Origin of the sequence: Paenibacillus sp. FSL E2-0177, assembly GCF_037992975.1 — a bacterium.
Classification (GTDB): Bacteria; Bacillota; Bacilli; order Paenibacillales; family Paenibacillaceae; genus Paenibacillus_AQ; species Paenibacillus_AQ odorifer.
Genome location: NZ_CP150307.1, coordinates 3,513,475 through 3,534,738 on the forward strand (window position 1 = coordinate 3,513,475; position 21,264 = coordinate 3,534,738).

At 47.3% G+C, this 21,264-nt stretch carries 10 protein-coding genes; 7 read left to right on the plus strand and 3 right to left on the minus strand.

Translation table 11 applies throughout. The features are described 5' to 3' along the window. Nucleotides 1–97: 97 nt before the first annotated feature. Both MHI25_RS15775 and MHI25_RS15780 read left to right on the plus strand, forming a co-directional pair. Nucleotides 98–2,560: a hypothetical protein gene (locus MHI25_RS15775; RefSeq protein WP_340393508.1), complete on the plus strand. Its 2,463-nt coding sequence runs from the start codon at nucleotides 98–100 to the stop codon at nucleotides 2,558–2,560. A gap of 60 nt (nucleotides 2,561–2,620) precedes the next feature. After that, the gene (locus tag MHI25_RS15780; RefSeq protein ID WP_340393510.1) at nucleotides 2,621–3,661 is read left to right on the plus strand and encodes a hypothetical protein; all 1,041 of its coding nucleotides are present in this window, start codon (nucleotides 2,621–2,623) and stop codon (nucleotides 3,659–3,661) included. Nucleotides 3,662–4,031: 370 nt separating this feature from the next. Here MHI25_RS15780 and MHI25_RS15785 read toward each other — a convergent pair whose 3' ends face one another. Next, nucleotides 4,032–5,759 (minus strand): sensor histidine kinase, encoded by a 1,728-nt coding sequence (locus tag MHI25_RS15785; protein WP_340393512.1) that lies wholly within the window; start codon nucleotides 5,757–5,759, stop codon nucleotides 4,032–4,034. Nucleotides 5,760–5,790: 31 nt separating this feature from the next. Then, entirely contained in the window at nucleotides 5,791–7,074 is a 1,284-nt protein-coding gene (locus MHI25_RS15790) for a response regulator (protein WP_076218693.1), read from the minus strand. 270 nt (nucleotides 7,075–7,344) lie between these two features. Here MHI25_RS15790 and MHI25_RS15795 point away from each other — a divergent pair, with 270 nt between their 5' ends. The 5 genes from MHI25_RS15795 (at nucleotide 7,345) to MHI25_RS15815 (ending at nucleotide 18,382) form a co-directional block, all read left to right on the plus strand. After that, nucleotides 7,345–9,519: an alpha-amylase family protein gene (locus MHI25_RS15795; protein WP_340393514.1), complete on the plus strand. Its 2,175-nt coding sequence runs from the start codon at nucleotides 7,345–7,347 to the stop codon at nucleotides 9,517–9,519. A gap of 63 nt (nucleotides 9,520–9,582) precedes the next feature. Next, nucleotides 9,583–11,748, plus strand: coding sequence for a GH92 family glycosyl hydrolase (locus MHI25_RS15800; protein ID WP_340393516.1), 2,166 nt, complete (start codon nucleotides 9,583–9,585; stop codon nucleotides 11,746–11,748). A 414-nt stretch (nucleotides 11,749–12,162) separates the two neighbouring features. Further along, the gene (locus MHI25_RS15805) at nucleotides 12,163–13,260 is read left to right on the plus strand and encodes a hypothetical protein (RefSeq protein ID WP_076184648.1); all 1,098 of its coding nucleotides are present in this window, start codon (nucleotides 12,163–12,165) and stop codon (nucleotides 13,258–13,260) included. 25 nt (nucleotides 13,261–13,285) lie between these two features. Next, nucleotides 13,286–18,211 carry an S-layer homology domain-containing protein gene (locus MHI25_RS15810; RefSeq protein WP_340393518.1) on the plus strand — a complete coding sequence of 1,642 codons (4,926 nt, stop codon included), beginning with the start codon at nucleotides 13,286–13,288 and terminating at the stop codon, nucleotides 18,209–18,211. Nucleotides 18,212–18,241: 30 nt separating this feature from the next. Beyond that, a complete protein-coding gene (locus tag MHI25_RS15815; protein WP_179086266.1) occupies nucleotides 18,242–18,382 on the plus strand; it encodes a hypothetical protein in 141 nt (46 codons plus the stop codon). Nucleotides 18,383–18,499: 117 nt separating this feature from the next. Here MHI25_RS15815 and MHI25_RS15820 read toward each other — a convergent pair whose 3' ends face one another. Next, complete coding sequence (locus MHI25_RS15820) at nucleotides 18,500–21,241, minus strand: hypothetical protein (RefSeq protein ID WP_340393521.1); 2,742 nt, start codon at nucleotides 21,239–21,241, stop codon at nucleotides 18,500–18,502. Between the last annotated feature and the right edge of the window lie 23 nt (nucleotides 21,242–21,264).

Genomic DNA, 21,264 nt, shown 5'->3' on the forward strand with positions numbered 1-21,264 from the left:
CAGACCAACGGCGACGTCGTCCTTCTGAAGGGCGGCGATGCCGTTTCTGCGTAGATTGCCTTAACTACTTAAATGAGATAAAGGAGATATGCATAACATGGCAGCAAAAGAATGGGGACACTGGGGAGCACGCTGGATCTGGCCGCAGGAGGAGCAAGGATCAGCGGATAGGGAACAGCAGCACGAGCGTGCGTACTTTCGCAGAGTGTTCGAACTGCCAGCTGGTATCGGAAAGACCTGCACCCTGGATGTGGCCATTACCGCAGACAGCCGCTACAGGCTGTTCGTCAATGGGCAGCGTTTATGGGCCGGTCCTTGTAAAGGACATGGTCATATACAGTATTATGAAGAATTCAGTCTGGACAATGTTCTACAACCAGGTTTAAATGTGCTTGCTGTTATGGTCGTTCATTATGCAGGGACTACGCCCTTTGAACTGGGTGAAGACGGACCTTTGTCCGTCTGGCGCTCGCAAAAAGGCGGGCTGCTTGTGGAAGCGGCAGTTACACAAGGCGGGCAGCTAGTACAGGAGCTAAATACGGATAGCTCATGGAAAAGTATTAAGGATCGCAGCTATAAGCTCCAGCAGTTTCCGATCATACGCTGGATGGGTGGACTGGAAGAGGTGGAGGGTGTCGAAGCGCTGCTGGATTGGACACTGCCCGAATATGATGACAGTGCCTGGCTTGCTACCGGAATTGTGCAACCGGTGCGGGATGAATATGGCCAATTAACCCCTTGGCAGCTGGCCCGGCGTCCGATTCCGCTGTTGTATGAGCGGGAGCAATTTTTTCTGAAGCTGATGCGCAGCAGCAGCGGGGAAGGGCATGCCTTTTTTGAGGAAGGGCATAGTCTGGAGCTGCGAAATGGAGATGGCGGCGCTTCACCCAACGCAGTACTGCCTTCCGCTGGAATAACAATAGAAGCAGGGCAACATTTTTGGTTGGAGTTGGATGCTGGCGAGCTAACCACAGGGTATTTGCAGCTTAGACTTCTTGGAGGCAAAGGTAGCCGGATTACCCTACTATGCGCTGAGTGTTATGAAGAAGAAACGGGGGATGATGAGATTCGCCGCAAAGCTGTCCGCGATAATACGAAGGAACATGTATTAAGAGGCGGTTACGACAGCTATCACCCGGCAGGTTACGGCATCTCTGCGCGGATGGAAATCTACGAACCGTTCTGGTTCCGTACCTTCCGCTATGTACGGCTGGAAGTGCAGGCTGGTGTCGAGCCTCTAACGATTTCCAGCTTTAGCTATAGGGAGACCGGATATCCACTGCAGCCGGAAGGAAACTTTCACTGCTCCGATGAACAATATAACCAACTATGGGAGCTCAGTATACGAACACTTCAGCGCTGCATGCATGAGACCTACGAGGATACTCCGTATTATGAACAGCTGCAGTATACCATGGATACCAAACTGATGATGGAGTTTACGTACCTATTATCAGGGGACGACCGGTTAGCGCGGAGAGCTATGGAAGATTATAAGGCCTCTCAGCTACCAAACGGGATGCTGCAAAGTCGCTATCCCTCAGTGCTGCCGCAGGTCATTCCTTCCTTCTCCCTATATTGGATCGGAATGATTCATGACCACTACAGATCCTTCGGGGATATGGCCTTGGTGAATCAGTACCGGTTAGCGCTGTTATCTGTGCTGGACTGGTTCGATCAACATCTGACTCCGGAGGGTCTGGTGGACAGAACGCCCCGCCAATATTGGAATTACTTCGATTGGGTGGAGGAATGGCCGCTCGGCGCACCGGATTGTACGGATGATGCACCCGCAACCGTACTGAGCCTGATGTATGCGGCCGCGCTGGAGCAAGCGGCTGAATTGCTTGCAGCCAGCGGTTGGACACAGATTGCTGGTGAACTGCGTCAACGCAAAGCGGCGGTCAACGCTGCGGTAATGGATTGCTGCCGGCTAACGAACAGTCTGCTGTTCCGCGACAGTCCGGAGGCAACTGCGGGAACGCAGCATAGCCAGCACACGCAGGTCTGGGCGGTTTTGGCGGGCACAGTGGATGTTGTAGAAGGGGCGGCACTGCTGGAGTCAACGTTAACAGACACATCACTGGCTAAGCTTTCGTTGCCGATGAGCTACTATCTATTCCGCGCGCTAGAGAAATGCGGAATGTATGACCGCTCGTTCGGACTATGGACACGGTGGTTGAAGCAGTTGGAGCTTAATCTCACTACACTTCCAGAAATAGATTCAACCGGCACCAGAAGTGACTGCCACGCATGGAGCGCACTGCCGATCACTGAGTTCACCAGAGGGATATTGGGTGTCCAACAAGGAATAGAGGGAATAACTATAAAGCCCCACTATGGAGAACTGCGGCAGGCCAGCGGAACCGTAAGTACAAGTATCGGCCCAATAAACATCAAATGGGAGATCCGTTCAGTAACAGGACAGGAGATCTTCCACATGAAAGCTTTTTGGCAAGCCGGATCGGCAATTACAATAATTCTGCCTAATCATGAAGTGCATGAGACAGATGAGGGTTCCTTTTACAAGGAGATCGACATTAGTCACCTTAGCTGTTAGTCTGATTTCAGTTGATTTTGTTTTCATGATTCATACACCGGAGGGGGATGGGGAAGTCATATGTTCAGATCGTTCGGCCGCAATATCCGCCTAGTCCTGGTGTTGTTCATTACTGTCTATATTGTCGCTTCGAGCTTCATTCTGTACCGTACTATGGAGCATAGAAGCCTTGACATGCTGCGGCAGCTATCCGTTCAGTACACTGGCCAGCAGCATAAGAACACACTTCTGTTCATGAACTGGCTGGAGGAGACCTCGAAGCTTATATCCAACAACCAGGTGGTGCAGAATGCGCTGAAAAAACCAACATATGACGGGGCAATCTCTCCGATACTTGAGGGCATACGTTCTTCCAGTAGTGACATTCTCGGCATTTACATTTGGGGAGAAGCAGGGGGAACTTACTCCTCGAGCAATGTTTCCGGGTTGCTGCCCTTTGCAGAGATCAAAAAAGAACCAGGGATGGAACAATTTCTAAATAACCGAGAGCAGGCTTTGCGCTGGACGGTGCTGAACCGGGAGCATCTAATGAATGCACCTTCGGATCTGCGCGACCGTCTGTTGCTTGAAGTAAAAATTAAGGGTTCGATGGGAGACGTCCTCGGTCTGCTCTCGCTCGAAGTGGAGATTGACAAGCTTTACAGCTTCTACCTATCTGGCGAGAATACAATCTACGGGGAAAATGAAGTTTACCTACTGACCGGAAACGGGAAGCTATTGAGTGCTGCCGATGTCCCGAAGGAGCGACTGCAGGAGATCAAAGCAGCACTAGTTACTTCGGAAAAAGCTACCTTGGCTGAGCCAGTGACACAGGGTATCGATCAAAATAGTACAGGCAGAGGTGATGCAGATCTGCTGGAGCGGGAAACGGCTGACGGCCTGATTTTGCTCTATCCACTACCGGAATCGGCAGAGCGGATTGTCACCTATATCTCAGCAGATGGCATGAATGCAGAGCTGCGAACGTTTAAGTATTTAATGCTCGCCCTGAACATCGTAGTGTTCATAGTGTTCTGGCTGCTGATCTCAGTGCTTAGCGGCAGTATAGGTAATCCACTGAAGCAGTTGTACCTGAAGATTAATTCAACAATGAAAGACTAAGATAAGATGGAGTCTGAATCATGAAAATCGCTAACCGAAGTGTATTTCATACATCTAGCGTGGGCAATAAACGGATGAAGTAAGATATAGTTGTATTCAGTACACTTATTATTCGGAAAGTTAGTTGCTGCCAACAGAATTGGAACGTATAGATGTACCAAATACACTTAAACTTCTGCTCGCTGCAAAAAAAGGGTGCTTTAGCTGTATTAAATACAACTAAAGCACCTATAATTCTCGAAAGTATCTTTAATTTGCCACTACTCAGAATAAAACAAGAAATCGTCTTTTTAAGCAAAGTAGAAGTCCCGCCTACCCACTCAAAAAGGATCGATTTCTTTGTTATGTCCGCATTTATAAACTAAATTCGCTAATTGGGCAGTTCCTTCTTCAAGTTGATCGTAACTGTGGTGCCTTGCCCCGGTGTGCTGGAGATACTTAAACCATATTGAGGACCATATTCCAGTTTAATTCGTTCGTCCACATTTCTTAGTCCATACCCGCTCTGAAACAACACATCTTCCTTGGCTTGGCTAAGCGTCGCACCGTTGGAAAATCCCACCCCGTCATCAGTCACTGTGAAGCGAATCTCATCTGCCACTAATTCGCCTTTAATCCAGATTCGGCCCATCCCGCGTTTCTCGCTGATGCCGTGTTTGATCGCATTCTCTGCAATAGGCTGAAGAATCAGCTTCAGAATGCGAACCTTGCGCAGCGATTCCTCAATCTCGTATTCAATCTCGAACTTATCCGGAAACCTCATTTGCTCAACTGTCACAAAACTCTGCACCAAGCGGATTTCTTCGTCCACGGTCACGAACTTGTCGCCTTTATGCAGGCTGATTCGAAAAAAGGTAGCTAATGAAGAAATCAGCCGTTCGATATCGGGCTGCTTCTTCAGTCGGGCAATCCAGGCAATTGCATCCAGTGTGTTGTAGAGAAAATGGGGATTGATCTGTGATTGAAGTGCGGTCAGCTCAGCTTTCCGTTGCTTTTCTTTCTCCTCATCTTTCTCCAGCATTAATTGGCTGATCCGCTCCACCATCTGATAGTAGCTGTTCTCAAGCTGAAAAATCTCATCAACCTGACCGCGCTGTTCATAAACAGCGGCCAGATCTTTTTTGCCAAACAGGCTCAGCTTCTTCTTCAAGTTCAGCAGTGGACGGGTGATTTTGGCTGCCAGATAGAAGGAAAAAATCAGCAGCACAATAAAGGTAACACTGGCGAACAGAAGCGCATTTTGATTGCCTTTGGCGATTCCCGAGAGCAGTTTGTGATTGGAAATCACACTGGTGAATTCCCAGCTGACCCCAAGTGTCTCCAACCGGGGATTCAAAGGATAAGTAGCAATGATGTAGGAATTTCCGTTATCTGACCAGGTACGATAGCCTTCTTTTTTACCTGGGCGAAGAGGGGCGTTTTCCTCCAAAAAATTGCCCAAGAGCCGTTTGTCGGGGTGAGAAATAATCCGATTGTCGGAAGTCAGGAAGGAGTAGCCGATGCCAGTGAAGCTGGAGGAATACAGGTCCGCCAAAGCAGCCTCCCTGACATAAATGATCACGACCCCGATATTTTGCCCTGTATTGAAATTGCGGAACTGCTGGCCGAATGGAATATACGCATTGCCTTCTCCATCCCGTTTGATCTCACCGACAACAGGCATGCTGCTCTCCTGAATTCGTTTGATGAACAGGGCTTCAGGCACCTCCAGCATCTGCTCCTTAGACTGGTAAGAATAAAGCATATTATCGTTGGTGCTGATAATCACGTTACCCACCAGGTCGTTCTGGGCCAGCATACCGTCGATGATAGCTCCGATTCGCGATTCCTTATCAGCTGACGGCAGGGAATCATTATTGATGATTTGGTAGATATCACTGTTCACCAGAAACCGCAGAAACAACATTTGAATGTCATCGACCATGAGCTCCACGCTAAGCCCAATTTGGCGCTGAGTCTGAACGATATGGCGGTACAGATCCTTTTGCAGGTAGGTATAGGAATAAAAATTGAAAATAACGAGCATCAGCACCAGATGCAGAGACAGTCCTGCTAACAGAACAACAACAATCCGGCTTTTGATCTTGAACCGCCTCATCCAGGAATCCATCCGGTTGGCTAGTCTCCGCTTACCCATAGGTTTTTGCATATTCACTCGGCGGGATGCCCGTCATTTTTTTGAAGATCTGGCTAAAATATTTGGAGTCGGTGAAGCCGACCTGATTGCCAACCTCGTACACCCGATACTTCGGATTGCGCAGCATACGTTTGGCTTCCTCGATACGGTATTCCGTCAGACATTCGTAAAAGGTTTTGTTCAGATCTTTACGGAATAGATGCATCAAATGGGTTGGACTGACGAAGACCGCCGCAGCAACCATCTCAACGGTAATGTTTCCGGCATAGTGCTCCCGAATAAAAGCGAGTGCGTCCCTGATTTCACGCCGGCACCGAGCCCCAGCCTCTTCTTCAGCATACAGCACACGTTCAATGCCAGAAAGGGCACGCTGCGCAGCAAGTACAGCCTGCCGGTATGAATCTACGATCCCGTTCCATTCTCCCGCAGGTTTACCTATGCCGACGCTTAAGGCCTGGCCGAAGTGCTGTTGGCTCCATTCAGATAGTTGTTTGCCCAATTTTCGTGCAGAATCTCCGGCCAGCTCTGGTTCCCCGGTCCGAAGGATCATAACCCACTCCAGATGGCTGTCCCGGAATAGACACAGTTGCTCAAAAGAATGCGCTTCCAGAATAGTCGCCGCTGCATCCTCCAGCGCTTTGCCTACAGTATTTCCTTGAAGGCCGTTATCAGGAGGAAAGGTAATGGACAGCGGTAGGATAGCTTTTCCAGGTTCCAATTGCAGTTCCAGTAATTTTATCTTATTTGAAATAAACTCTTCGTCATGCAGTTGGTCATGCAGCAAATCCTGCCAGAACTGCTTGGAGATCGAGGCCAATTCCTCATTAAGCTGTGAATACCGCTTGGAGAGTTGCTTTTTGCCAAGGATTTCATCCCCGACGCTTCGAACTGTATTTGCAAGTTCTTCTATATTAATGGGCTTTAGCAAATAGGTGGAGGCGCCATAACGCAAAGCAGCCTGCGCATATTGAAATTCGTCATAACCGCTGAGCACGACAATCCCTACGAGCATGTCCTGTTCCCGTATTTTTTCGATGAGCTCAAGACCGTTCATATACGGCATACGAATATCGGTAATGATCACATCTGGACGGTGCACTAGGGCAAGCTCCAATCCTTCCTCGCCATTGCTGGCTTCTCCTATGATCTCGACGTTGTATTCTGCCCAGTCTATGGTCTGGGTGATGCCCATGCGGACCAGATATTCGTCATCCACTACAAGCGCTTTCAACATTGGCTTCACCTCGAAGTAGTTTCTAATATGTCTTACAGCCATTATAAACATGAAACCTCTTAAAGAGGAGGTATAATTTCTGAGGTTGTCAGGATCGCAAACGATTTCGCAGTATATTCCCCGGTGACTCTGCGCAGTGACTGCCACGTAGCGTAAGGATCAAACATTTCAACAGCTTCGCAAACCGTTTCATAGGATTCCATCCTAACTTTTGCAAAATCCACTGTGATAGACTTTAAGCGTAAAAGAGCAGTAAGCGCTTTTATAAACATAGAGAGATCGAAATTGAACGTTGTAGGAGGAGTACACTAGATGCAAGATTCATTTATTCCATTTGGGTTTCAATATTACCGTTCCCCGACCCCCTTCCGTGATCAATGGGAACAAGACCTAAGCAATATTGCCGGACAGGGCTTCAATTGTGTGAAATATTGGGTACAATGGCGCGCGAGTGTGTCCAAAGAAGGGACCTATCATTTCGATGATATTCAGGAGCTAATGGATATTGCGCAGAGGAATGGTTTGAAGGTCATTTTGAATGTAATTTTCGACGTGGCGCCGGCCTGGTTCTATAAAAAATATCCTGATTCCAAAATGGTTACAGCGGACGGTTCCATTCTGGAACCAAGGGCGATTAACTGCCGCCAGATCGGCGGAGCGCCGGGGCCCTGTTATCATCATCCAGCTGCCGCCGAAGAAAAGGCAAAGTTTCTGGCGGAGACGGTGAAGACTTTTAAGGATCATCCGGCGCTCTGGGTCTGGGATTTATGGAATGAGCCTGAACTAACCACAGGAATCAAGCGCAAGTTGTCTTTTGACAACCAGGTGTGTTATTGCGAGCAATCGCTGTGGGTGTTCCAAGAATGGCTAAAAAATAAATATGTTACTTTGGAAGCCCTCAATGAATCATGGCAGCGGACTTACGGGAGCTGGGAGGAAGTAGAGGCACCGCGTGGACAAGGCGTATTTAATGATCTGGTGGACTGGCGCCTGTTCATGTCCGGTACTTTAACGGATGAGCTGCGGAGCCGGGTAGATATAGTGAAGTCACTGGATCTTTTGCATCCTGTTATGGCCCACACTGTGCCCGCCCCTATCTTTAATATGATTACAGCGGGTTCGGACGACTTCAAGCTGGCTGAGCCCTGTGACTTGACAGGCAATAGCCTTGGGTCCTCGGCCTGGTCTGCTGATCTACTGATCTCTGCCGCCAAAGGTAAACCCATTATCAATTCGGAGATTCATGCTTTGCCAGGCAATACTGCAATGAAGCCGCGTCAGCCGGAACTGCGGGAAATGAAACGGCATATTCTGACCCCGCTCGCTCGTGGCATCACGGGATATTTGTTCTGGCAGTACAGACCAGAGATATTGGGACAGGAGGCCCCTGCATGGGGCAGTGTATATTTGGACGGAAGTCCAACCCCATGGTACAAGGATATGGCTCATCTAAATAAGCTGGTGCAAAACAATAAGCAAGAGCTGATGCATGCAAAACGGCGCGGAGACGGGATTGCCATTCTGTTCAGTCCGCAGAACCAGGTTGCTAACTTTGCGGCACATGATCATCTGGACACCTACAACGATTCCTTACAAGGCGCCCATAAACTACTGCATGAGCTCAATTATAAAGTTGAATTTCTGCATGAGACGGATGTTAACGTGAAGACACTGGAGCAATACCACTGCTTGTGGATGCCTTATCCTCTATATTTGAACCGCAAACTGTGTGACATCCTACGCCAGTGGGTGGAAAAGGGCGGGATCTTGATTTCGGAATGCTCGTTCGGTGCACTTCAGGCAGAGAATGGCTGCCACAGCTATACGGTGCCCGGTTATGGATTTGACCAGGTGTTCGGGGTCCGTGAGACTTGGATTCATTCCGCTGAGAACCTGGATCACAGCTATCATCAGGTTGCGTTCGAATCACGGACAGCGATTCCGTTGCGGAATATTATGGAGCATAGCAAGGCGGAGGAATCGGCAGCAGACGATACGGCGCACGGATCCTATTACAAATCGGATATCGAGCTGGAAAGCCATGTGAAGGTACTGGCTGAATTTGCCGAGGACCGCATGCCTGTGTTGACTACCGCCGCTTATGGCAACGGGCGTGCCGTATGGTTCGGTACCTTGCTTGCGGCTGCCTACTGGCAGGATGGACATCCCGGAACGCTTCAGCTGGTGCGGGATCTATTACAGAAGGAACTAAAGCTGCAGCCGTATGTACAAGCAAGCGGCGGTGTCCGCGCGGATCTCTCCGAGTGGGAAGGTGAGCAGGACCGAGGGGCATTTCTTTTTGTTCATAATGAAGGGGATATGGCGGTTAAGGCTGACGTTACGCTGGGTATTGTTTATACTTCTGTCGAACCGTGGTTTGATGATGGCAGCGCTGAAATTCAACCAATGAATCTATTGAAACCCACAACTACAAAACTGACTGTGCGGGTGGAAGCTGGAGATGTTCAAGTATTCCGATTATCTTAACCGGTATCAGTAAAGAGCGGAGAATATAGAGCCGGTGAAAACTGGCTAAAGGAGTGTATCTATTTGGGTTGGTTAGATTATGTAAATCCATTACAGGGAACGGAGTCAGATTTCCGGTATTCACATGGCAATACACTGCCACTTACAGCGATGCCATTTGGTATGGCGGCTTGGTGCCCGCAAACCTATGAAGCAGGTGGAACCTGGTTCTTCCACCCGCGCCATCGCCACCTAGAGGGCATCCGGCTGACCCATCAGCCCAGCCCGTGGATCGGAGATTATGGGCATCTGACCCTGTTGCCGCAGACAGGTCCACTGCTCCTCAGTCCCGGTTCACGTTCTTCTTCCTTCAAAACGGAAGAGATGCAAGTGTCCCCTCACTATTTCGATGTGTTTCTTCAACGTTACCGCACCCGGCTGGAGCTGACTCCAACCGAACGTTGTGCAGCGATAAGAATAACTTTCGCTGAGAGGCAGCAGAACAGGCTTATTATAGCACCTCTGAAAGGTGAGTCACATCTCACCTTCCAGCCGGATAAACGTAGAATCACCGGCTACACAAGAGGCCATACCGCCGGGGTGCCCGATAATTTCGCGATGTATTTCGTGTTCCAGTTCGATAGGGATTTTCACATGGAGGAGTCGGGAATCTTTAACGGAGATTATCAGCCACTGGAGACCCATGAAGGGACTGGCGAACGACTGGGCGCTTACGTAGGAATAGCTGCACCGGAATCTGGCATAGTGGGAGTGAAGTGCGGGACTTCCTTTATTAGCGGAGAGCAGGCGCTGCTTAATCTGAACCGAGAGATTGGGGAAGACAGCTTCGGAGAGATCTTGAATAGAGCAAAGGCAAGCTGGGAAGAACGGTTGGGGCGCATTGTTGCTGAAAGCGCAGATGAAGAGAACCTCCGCACCTTTTACAGCTGCATGTACCGAATCTGCCTGTTCCCGAGAACGTGGCATGAATATAATGAGCAGAACGAGCAGATCCATTACAGCCCCTTTAACGGCAGCATCTGCCAGGGTCCGATGTATTCGGATATCGGGCTGTGGGATGTATACCGAACCAGCCTTCCTTTATACAGTATCCTATTCCCATCTTTATTGGGTGAGATTATGCAGGCGTGGACATTGGCATACAAGGAGAGCGGCTGGCTGCCAAAGTGGCTGTCACCAGGGGAGCGCAGTGCCATGCCCGGCACACTGATTGATGCCGCAGCTGCGGATGCCGTGGTTAAGGGCATCGGCGGATTTGATACAGAGGTACTGTATGAAGGTCTTCTGAAGCATGCAGATCGTCCATCAGTGGACGAGAAGCTGGGCAGAAGGGGCCTTGAATTGTACTTGCAGCATGGTTATCTGCCGCATGACCGTTTCCATGAAAGTGTAAGCAACACGTTGGATTATGTATACGGAGATTTCTGTATTGCGCAGATGGCCAAAACACTTGGCAAAATGGATGATTATGAGCGTTTTATGGCTCGGGCACAGAATTATAAGCTGCTGTTTGATCTGACAGTTGGGTTTATGAGAGGTCGCAATGAGGACGGTACTTGGCAGGAAGTATTTGATCCTCTGGAGTGGGGTAATCCGTTTTGTGAAGGCGGGGCTTGGCAGGGGAGCTGGGCAGTGCCCCACGACTTCCCGGGACTAGCCGGGCTGATGGGTGGTGAAGAGGCTTTTGTCCAGCGTCTGGATCAGTTGATGACCGAGGAACCGGTATTTAAAGTGGGATCCTATGGTTTGGAAATACACGAAATGTCAGAAATGGCCTCCGCCGATCTGGGGCAGTTTGCCATCAGCAATCAGCCGAGCTTCCACATTCCTTATATATTTGCCAGACTGGGTGTGCTGTCCAAAACGCAATATTGGGTCCGCAAAACCATGGCCGAACTGTTCAGCAGCCAGATGGATGGTTTACCCGGAGACGAAGATAACGGCAGCATGGGTGCTTGGTTTATTTGGAGCGCCATCGGCCTGTACCCTTTAAGTCCCGGAATTCCTGAATATGTGCTCGGCAGCCCGCTTTTTGATAAGGTAACTATTCAGCTTGAAAATGGGCAGCAATGGATCATTGAAGCAGAGAACAACAGCCCCGCCAATGTGTACAGTAAATCCGTCCACTGGAACGGATCGCTATGGGAGCACCACTCTCTGTCACATGACGAGATTGTCAAAGGTGGAGCCTTGAATTTCTGTATGTTTTCGGGCACAGATCAGTCTTAAGAACAATGCAAGGCAGTCTGGAAAATTCCGGACTGTCTTTGTTTTTATTAGATGATTTTACAATCAAAAAAATTGAGGAACACACTGAATCAGTGATGATTGCAAATCGACTTTTCTATAAATCACTCTGATCCCGTAATTGCATGGATATCATGCTTGATATACAACAATCTGCTGCTCAATCCCGACAAACGCGCTGAATTCCTGCACATTGTACAACATTCCACGTTCGAATACGTAACTTCTCTATTCTCCGCAGCATTTTTTATGGGGCGAAAACTGGGCTTTACAGTCAAATCGTGAAATGGCAAACCATTTCGCAGCTTTCTCGCCTGTTATTTCAAGGTGAACATGTCTAATATCGAAGATAATGAAAGCGCTTAACATCGAGGATGAGAGAGGAGGAAATAACTTATGACTCTAAAACTTCATTCCAAAAGAAATCAGCTAATCGTTATTCTGACCGCTCTGTTAGCAGGAAGCCTGCTGCTGATTGGTGCGAAGAAGTTGCAAGCTCCACAAGCAGAAGAAATGCTTCTGACCCTTAACGGGCAGGAGGCCACAGCAGCGGAGTTCAACTGGCATCTTCAAATGAATCGGGCACTGATTGTTGATTATTTTAAACAAACTTACAACGCCGACTATTCAAAAGACTTCTGGTCTGCCTACTATTCCGGCGAAAATCCAATGCAGAAATGGATCAATACAGCTCAAACTCAGCTTTTGACGAAGCGGATGGAGCTACAGCTTGCTCAAGAAGCAGGAGTCGTAACGGATATCAGTTTTGAAGGTTTTCTCAAGGAGATGGAGCGCGAGAATAATCGGCGGAGTCAGGCAGCAGCGAATAAGGAGGTGGTGTATGGTCCTCTTCATCTGGAGGCGCAGGCCTATTTCAGTTATTACATGAGCAACCTTGAGGATGCCACGATTGAGGCCATGCGCAGTAACGGAAGTATCGTGATTTCAGACGAACAGGTGAAATTGGAATATGCAGCAAATCTAATTGCGAAATATTCTCTGCCGGGAACGATTCGTCTGGAATGGGCAACGCTTCCCTTTGGCCCAGAAACAGAGTACAAAGATCAGCAAAAAGCCTTAGAAAGAATGGAAAAGCTCCATGCAATAGCAACAGCGACAGCAGCAACAGATTCTTCAGGCACAGGCTTCCAAGACCAGGCAAAAGAGTTTGGCGTAAACGTTGGCGAGGTGAAAATAACAAGTGCTTCACGGCGAACAGCAGCTCTGGAAAATCCAAAGGTATTGCTTACCGCAGAGCAACTGGCGCCGGGAGAGTTTAGCGGTTTGTTTACTGAAAATGGGGCTATCCACCTACTTTACTGCCTGTCGGCAGATGATGCAGCTATTCAGCCGTTCGATCATGTGAAGGATGCCATCGCACTGAATTTGGCGCAGCAGAAGTATAGATCCATTGTGGACGAAAAGCTGTCCGAAGCTGTCGTGGAATGGAATTACCCGATGGCTGAAGATCTCGCAAACCATACCATCCAATAAATGTTCAAGGGGGAATAATACAATAATGTTCAAAAAACTCGCAAAATCACTGCTTATAATGGTGCTGATCTTCACAGCGCTGCTTCCCGTAATGGGCGTTTCTGCCCATGCTGAAGAGACGAATGCCGATGATTTCTCAACCCTACCGGCAGCGGAACACAGGTCCGAGAACTGGCTGATTGACAGTAGTAATCCTCAATTTTTCGGAGGAGATGCAGCCCGGCTGGTCAGAACCTCCACGGAGACTGGCTATGCCATTTACCCTTTGACTGGAGTTCAGTCGTTTACGCTTCAAGCGTATTATTTCTCTGGTTCCACGGCTGTTATCAAGTTCTACGGATCGCCAGATGCAGATATCTGGACGGAGCTTCCAGCCATCAACGACAGTCCCACCGCAACCGGTTCTGGCTGGTACGGAACAATATATACACCCTCGGGGGCGCTGCCGGATGGTGTCAATTATCTCAAAATTGAAGTCAGTGGTGACCTCGATACCTGGCTGATGCAGCTTGGGCACCTTACACTCTCCAATCTGTCGCTTGCACCACAAACGATTGTTGATGAGCTTGACGACATTGCACAGCTTTATGCACACAGTACAAATTGGTCTTTAGATACAAGTAATCCCGCTTTTTTTGGTGGAGATCATTCTCGTGCGGTGAGAACAGCAGACTCAGCAGAATCACTCGTGTACCATTTGCATAATCTGCAACATTTCACAGCCCGCATGCATTCCTTTGCCGGGTCTAGTGGGACTATCAAGTTCTATGGTTCGGCGGATGCATCCACTTGGACAGAACTTTCTGTTGTTCATGAACCTCCACAGGCCACTGGTGATGCGGCTTGGACTGGGACGAATTATACTCCGGCACAAGGGATACCTTCCGGCATTCATTATTTAAAAATCGAGCTTAGCGGTGATTCCGCACCCTGGCTGATGCAACTAGGATCGGTCACTTTATCCAACCGCTTGCCTGGAGATGGAGGGAGCAGCGGTGGAGACGGAGAATATTATGTGGATTCATTTGCAGGCAGCGACAACAACGATGGAAAAACACCGGAGACTGCCTGGAAGACCTTCTCTGTAGTGAATCAGACTACCTTTGAAGCTGGGGATCGTATTTTGTTAAAGAAGGGTGGAATCTGGAACGAACAATTATATCCTAAGGGCAGCGGCACAGATGAAGAACCGATTACAATATCTGCCTATGGGAGTGGAAGCAAACCGATTATCAACGGTGGAGGCATGGCCGGAGCAGCTGTATACCTACGTAACGCTTCGAACTGGGTGATTCGGGATCTTGAGGTCACTAATTATGCTTCCGAGAGGGGAAGTGTTTACCGGGAAGGTATTATGGTGGAGAATGCTAATGGAGGAACATTAAGTAATATCCGCATTCAGGATAACTATGTCCATGATGTATCAAGCAGTTTCCGTTATCCAACGGTTTCCGGAGCCGAAGGTGGCCCACATGCGTTTGGAGGTATCTCCGTATATGTGGGCGGAACGACGGGCACGGACAAGTTCGATGGGGTATGGATCGAGGGCAATACAGTGGAACGGATAGGCCGGACCGGTATTGTGGTATGGGATCAGCGTTTTAACGGAGCAGACTATGCTACGGTCAATGTTACGATCCGTGGAAATTATGTCAAACAAGCCGACAGCGACGGTATTCTCACCTTCGGTGCGGATGGAGCGGTGATTGAGCATAACATAGCGGAGGAAGGCGGAAATTATTCCGAAGAAGGCGAGTTTAACGGATCTGCCGCAATTTGGCCGACTCGCGGCAAGAATAATATCGTCCAGTTCAATGAGTCTTTTAACACGAACAAACCAGAGGGAGATGGTCAAGGCTTCAATCTGGATATCGATACGATGGACAGTGTGGTTCAATATAATTACAGCCATGGCAACAAAGGCGGATTCATGCTTTTTGTCGATGCCCGTTTGACTCCAGGCGTGCTGACAGGCTCCTCTAACAATGTAGTCAGATACAACATCAGCCAGAATGATCTAACGCATACGTTTAATTTTGCAGGCGGGGTTACGCCAGATACACAAATCTATAACAATACTATCTATATCGGAGCTGGGCAAAACACCAAAATTATCGATCATGAATGGGATGACGCAGGAAATATTAACGCTCCATATTCTTTTAGGAACAATCTGGTCTACAACCTTGGTCAAGGAGGTTATAATCTGCCAGGGGTGAACGGTAGCTTCGACCATAATCTATTATATGGCAACCATCCAGTAAGCGAGCCGGAAAATACCAATCCTATCACAGCAAATCCACTCTTAGTTGCTCAGGGCACCGCCGGAATGGGCTGGAATACAGTGGACGGTTACAAGCTGAGAGAGGGGTCTCCTGCACTTGGGGCCGGTGCTGTCATTGCAGACAACGGTGGGCGGGACTACTGGGGCAATCCCGTTTCAGCAGCAACTCCACCGAATATTGGAGCTTATAATGGACCCGGACTTGATCCTGCTACGCTTCCAGAAGCCCCTGTAGATGATCTGCGACTATATTTTCAAGGTTTAAAAATTGCTCCTCATATTACAGATGGTAATAACGGCGGCATGTCGCTACAACTTCAATTTACGAACAGTTCCAGTGTGGATCCTCTGAGAATTAAAAAGATTTCCTGGACCCTAGGGGAAGAGACTGGTCAGATCAGCGGTAGTGAATCGCAATTGTCTGAAATTGCCCCAAATAGTGGATTTACTTATTCAATTCCACTGCCGGGATTCTCTGAAGGGGTTAAATATCCTCTTGCGTTGACAGTTGACCTTGAAGGTTATGAGACAGTTCACCTCAAGCAAAACATAGATATTAACCGGATGCAGCATCAGTCCGATACACGAAGTCCAGCTCTGATTGATCTTGCGGACGGAACCCCTTTGCTCAACGGATATAAGGGTGCGGATGATCTTAGTGGAACAGCGCAACTACGCTGGGATGAAGAACACATTTATTTGACCGCCGATATCCGCGATGATGTATTCAGCCATAATGCCGCCGGGATTAATATTTGGCAAAATGACAGTATTCAGTTCAGTCTTGCTCCCGGTGTACCGGGCGATAGTCAATCCTGGTATGAATACGGAATCTCGCAAACCCCAGAGGGGCCGCAAATATATCGTTGGCTGTCTATGAAAGGTGCAGCTACCGGAGTGTTGACTAAGGGAACTTTAAGTGTGACCAGAGATGAGGCGACCAAGGTTACATCATATGCATTGGCACTACCTTGGAGCGAAATAAGCCCGATCCGTCCAGCGGCGAGCGATATCTTAAGCTTCTCCATGCTGGTTAACGATAATGATGGCGCGGGTCGAAAAGGATATATTGAATGGGGATCAGGCATTGGCGCTGCGAAGGACGCCTCACTTTTCCGCACCTTCCAGTTTATGAACGTAGAAGGTGAAGAAGAGACCCCACTGAGTGATAATGCCGATTTGAGCGTTTTGAGTATGGACGGTACAGACATCCCTGGGTTTGACCGTAAGAAACTGACCTATACAATAAATGTGCCCTTTTCCAAGACAGCGGTGGCTGTAACTGGGACACCTTCTGATGCAGAAGCCAAATTGACGGTAACAGGCGGAAGTGAGCTTAAGGTAGGAGATAACAGAATCGATGTTAAAGTTACCGCTGCGAACGGCATAACAACTAAGACATACACTTTGAATGTAGTGCGGAGTGAAGAAGGTGGGGGAACAGATACGCCCGGCAATTCGTCCGGCAGCAATAATAGTGGCAACACAAATGAGAGTAGTGGAGGAAAAATAGTTAATCCAGTGAATATAATTTCAGCGGGCCGTATTCGCATTCAGGGTTCACCCGGTGCTGAAGGAATGAAAATTGCACAGCTTCCCACAGGAGAACTCCAAAAAGCGATGAAGGGAGTGCAAGATGGAGCTTTAGTACTTGAGCTTGCTGAAGAGGATGCGACTGCCAGTGGTGTGGCTTTTCAAGTGCCCATTCCCGAACTAAAAGATAATGTTACTTCCCTAACTGTAAAAGCAGGTGCTGCCACAATAACACTTCCAATTAACACTTTAGGTGAGAATATTCCAGAGGGTGCCCGGCAGTTGGAGCTATCTATCCATTTTGTTGATGCGTCAACCCTTCCAGTTGCCTTACAAGAGAAATGGAAAACGCATGCTTTGTTCCGGATCTCAATGACGGTTGACGGTAAGTCCAAAGAAACATTAAGCCCTTCTGCGGCAATGAAGGTATCATTTGGATATGAATTAAACCCTGATGAAGTCCCACATCAAGCCATCGTCTACTCTGTTACCGGTGAGGGAGTGGCCGAAGTGGTCAAAAACTCCAAATACGTATCAGGAACAGGCAAAACAACGTTTACAACAAGGGATTTTGGACTCTATGCTGCAGCTAATGCAAATATCCACTTCTCCGATGTTGATTCAGGCTCCACAGTCATCTTGGAAACTTTGGCTTCCCGTGATCTTATTCATGGCACAGGCGGGGGCAAATTCGAGCCTGCCCGGCAAATTACAAGAGCGGAATTTGTTCAACTGTTAGTATCAGCGCTAGAACTTCAAGCCGAGAGTAGCAGTACTTTCAAAGATGTGAGTTCAAATGCTTGGTATTACCAAGCTGTCTCAACAGCTCAGGCGCTAAAGCTTGTTAACGGACGTAGCGAAGGCGTATTTGCCGCAAAAGAACCTATTTCCCGCCAAGAAATGGCTGTTATTCTGTTTCGCGCTCTGAGCTTAACTGCTCTCCAGTCGGATATCTCCGGCAAGGCAGCAACTTTTGCCGATGAGAATCAAATCGGTTCTTACGCGATGGATGCGGTTGAGTACCTGCGGGAGACAGGAATTGTCAACGGTTATACCGACGGTACCTTCAGACCACTGAGCCTGACCACACGTGCGGAAGCCGCTGCTTTAATTTACAGAGTAATGGAATTGTAAGCACCACAAAAGAGCTGGAGCCAAGTTCACTTGGCTCCAGCTCTTTTTGCTTTCGGAAATGATAATTGGGACGGTGACGGCAGCTTCAAAATCACGATGAATCTGGCTGAGCTGGCGAACAGCAGCGGGATCACACGTAGCAAAGAAATGACCGTAGTCGTTAAGGAATAGAACAGGGACAAAAAATAACAAATTTAGGCAACCAGTCGCCGAAAAAACAGGGATGACTGGTTGCCTTTTTTGTATTATAAAATGCAATATAAGGGGAATGGAATCTTGAATATTCCTTTAATTACTATACTTTTTCAAAGCATCTGCCATATCCAATTTATATTGATCTACTTTTTTTAAATTATCGATAGTTGCTACAACCATTTGGAAAAGATACTCAGATGTTCCTCCTAATTTTAGATTGTTACGTATTAAATTCATTACAATGTCCAAAACGATTGATGACGGAATGAGGACATCTGTAAGTCTAAACGTATGAGAAAAGGATTGTGACCCTAAAGGCCATGGTAAGTCAATCGAAAAAGAAACCGGGACTTTAATATCCAATTTGAAATTTTTCATATTTAAACCTTTTTCAAGTTGATTCTGGATCTCCCCAAAAATATAATCGTTAAAAATCTCAGAAAATTTTGTAAAAGTAAAGTCGGAAACGTCTCGGCAAAGATCCACGAGCTTACGAGGATTGAACTTGATTTCTTTCACTGTCATAACAACAGGAGGGATGATTGCTTCTTGAATTATAGCTTCGACTGCTCCTCTTAACCCTTTGAAAAATTCATCTTTTACTTTACCGGCACCGATTAGAGAAAAAATGTTAAACGTTAATATGTCAGCGGCTTTTTCAGCGATTTCCATTACCGGTTCAATCAGTTCTTTCATTAGTTTTTCTTGCATCAGCTTAGTTATGAAATCGGTAATAGTATTTAATATCTTGGCTATTTCATTTAGCCAGTGTTCGATTATGGCGAGTAGTTCATCGATCAAGGCTTGAAACAACGCTGGAATCAGTTTTAGAGCGAATTGAATCATATGATCAGTTAAATGATTTATCAATATTTTGGCTATTGCTTCTATTTCAGCCATTTGAGGCATCCACATCGGATCGCTTTGCAAATGGTTGGCGAAGTCCACGGCGTTACCTTTTATTGGAGTAAATATGTTTAGAGCATTTTCAAAAAGCTGTTCTTGTGCTTCAGGTGTCAAAGGCGCTACCATTTCCGCAATAATTTTAACAGCTGCCTCCAACGGTTTCTTTAAAATATCTTGAGCTCCAAGTGGTCCAAGAACATTTGCAGCCTGACCTGCAGCTTCGCGAAGAAGACCCTCGATTTGTTCATTAACTGAAGTCTGAATTCCGTCCATGACATGAATAACGCTTCTTCCAAGCATTGTGAGTAATACGCTGGATAATGCTTCTTGCATAGTTTTCATATCAAAATTTTGAAATCCATTAACGATCTCTGGAATCAGAACATCAGAAGTCAGTTGTATGCAGGGAATCAGGGCTTGCTCAAACAGTATCTTAATCTCTTCCTCGCCAGCCAAAGTGTTCGAGATTGCAGTTTTTCTAGCACTTATTTCCGTATCCACATAATGATCGAAAGCTTGGTTTATGGCTCCAAGCGTTGATCTATAAGAGTTTTCCCCTGTAGTCGAAGGAAATGAGGGACTAAATAAGAACTTCATTGCATCTTGGGCAGTTCCTGAAACGGCAGGTTTCAGAATTGCTGCTATCTCCCGAACGCTATCTACATGTTGAATGGCAATCGTCAAAGGTTTATCAAGTTGAAATGAAAGAAGATCACCCTGGTTCAAATTTGTGTCAGACGGACGGTTCAAATCTGTATTAATTGCACTTTTGACAGCGGGAGGAGGTTGGTAAGACAATTGTGCCGTAAAAGTAGGGATGGTTGCTTTATCTGCCGCTTCCACTGCAAGGGGGAGCAACAAAGCTGATACCCACAAAGCAGAAATACTTCGGACAAACTCCTTCTTAAGCTGTTCGTTTTGAATTAATGCTGATAATGAATCTAAACGAACAAAGATTTCATGGTTATCCGGCACTAACTGAAAAGAATTAAAACCTTTCAGGGTTTGAATGACTTCTGTGGTTTGTTCAGCTGGTAAAGAAGAAAGGCCAATTAAACGAAGAATCTCTTCCTTAAAGAACACATTCATAGTCAAGAAGAACAACGATTGGAATTGCCCCCCAATAAATGTAAGAACGGTTTGCGCTAGTTTTTCGGTATTGCTCCCGGTACCTTCATTTAATTGTCTACTGACCTCATAGGCTGATTTCACTCCTATCCTCAGCATAGTACCGAGCATTAATGCTTGTTCCTGCTGTGTGTCAATAGCTTTATTAACAATGCCCTCAATTAAGCCGTTCCCATAACGATTGACCAGTTTTGCAGGATCGGGGAATTTAAAATTGATGCCACCTCTATAGCCACCCCCCGCAATAAATCCCATTCCCGCCTCATAGACAAATTGGAATCCAGATTCCCCTAGAGTAGCTGTCTTATGTAAATTACCAAGCATAACAAAATTGGCATACGCCATAAAACCAACCGCAAATTGGGCGTACAAATAACCTTCGAGCTCTGATTCTTCTAACAATAGCTCAATCAATTCACCGGATAAACCATTTCCTGACGGTTTATTCTTCAGGATTTTCAATAACTCTTTAACGGTCATATTCATGCTTAATCCAGCCGCTACCGCCGCTTTAAGAACGGCTTGAAGTCGTCCAGCTAGCCCGGCTTCGTCGAATAGATCCAGGGGCGTTTGTATCTGTACTTGGAGAAGAAGTGAAACTTCGGCACTCCCCAATATTTTTAATTCAGCCCATTTATTTAATAAATTATTGATTTGTGCCATAGCCTGTGCGCCTAACTTATAGTTCATTCCTCTTCTCAAGCTACCCTGGCCCGCAACTAAGGTCTGTCCCTGAATATTTCCCCAGTTTTGAGTTGTTGTACTTTGTTGAAAGATCTGCTGATCTTGATTCAGTGGCAATCTAACACCTCCATATTTACGTT

Coding starts and splice junctions, on each gene's coding strand:
- MHI25_RS15775 (WP_340393508.1), top strand. CDS start 98: ATGGCAGCAAAAGAATGGGGACACTGGGGAGCACGCTGGATCTGGCCG.
- MHI25_RS15805 (WP_076184648.1), top strand. CDS start 12,163: ATGACTCTAAAACTTCATTCCAAAAGAAATCAGCTAATCGTTATTCTG.
- MHI25_RS15795 (WP_340393514.1), top strand. CDS start 7,345: ATGCAAGATTCATTTATTCCATTTGGGTTTCAATATTACCGTTCCCCG.
- MHI25_RS15790 (WP_076218693.1), bottom strand. CDS start 7,074: ATGGCTGTAAGACATATTAGAAACTACTTCGAGGTGAAGCCAATGTTG.
- MHI25_RS15785 (WP_340393512.1), bottom strand. CDS start 5,759: ATGAGGCGGTTCAAGATCAAAAGCCGGATTGTTGTTGTTCTGTTAGCA.
- MHI25_RS15810 (WP_340393518.1), top strand. CDS start 13,286: ATGTTCAAAAAACTCGCAAAATCACTGCTTATAATGGTGCTGATCTTC.
- MHI25_RS15780 (WP_340393510.1), top strand. CDS start 2,621: ATGTTCAGATCGTTCGGCCGCAATATCCGCCTAGTCCTGGTGTTGTTC.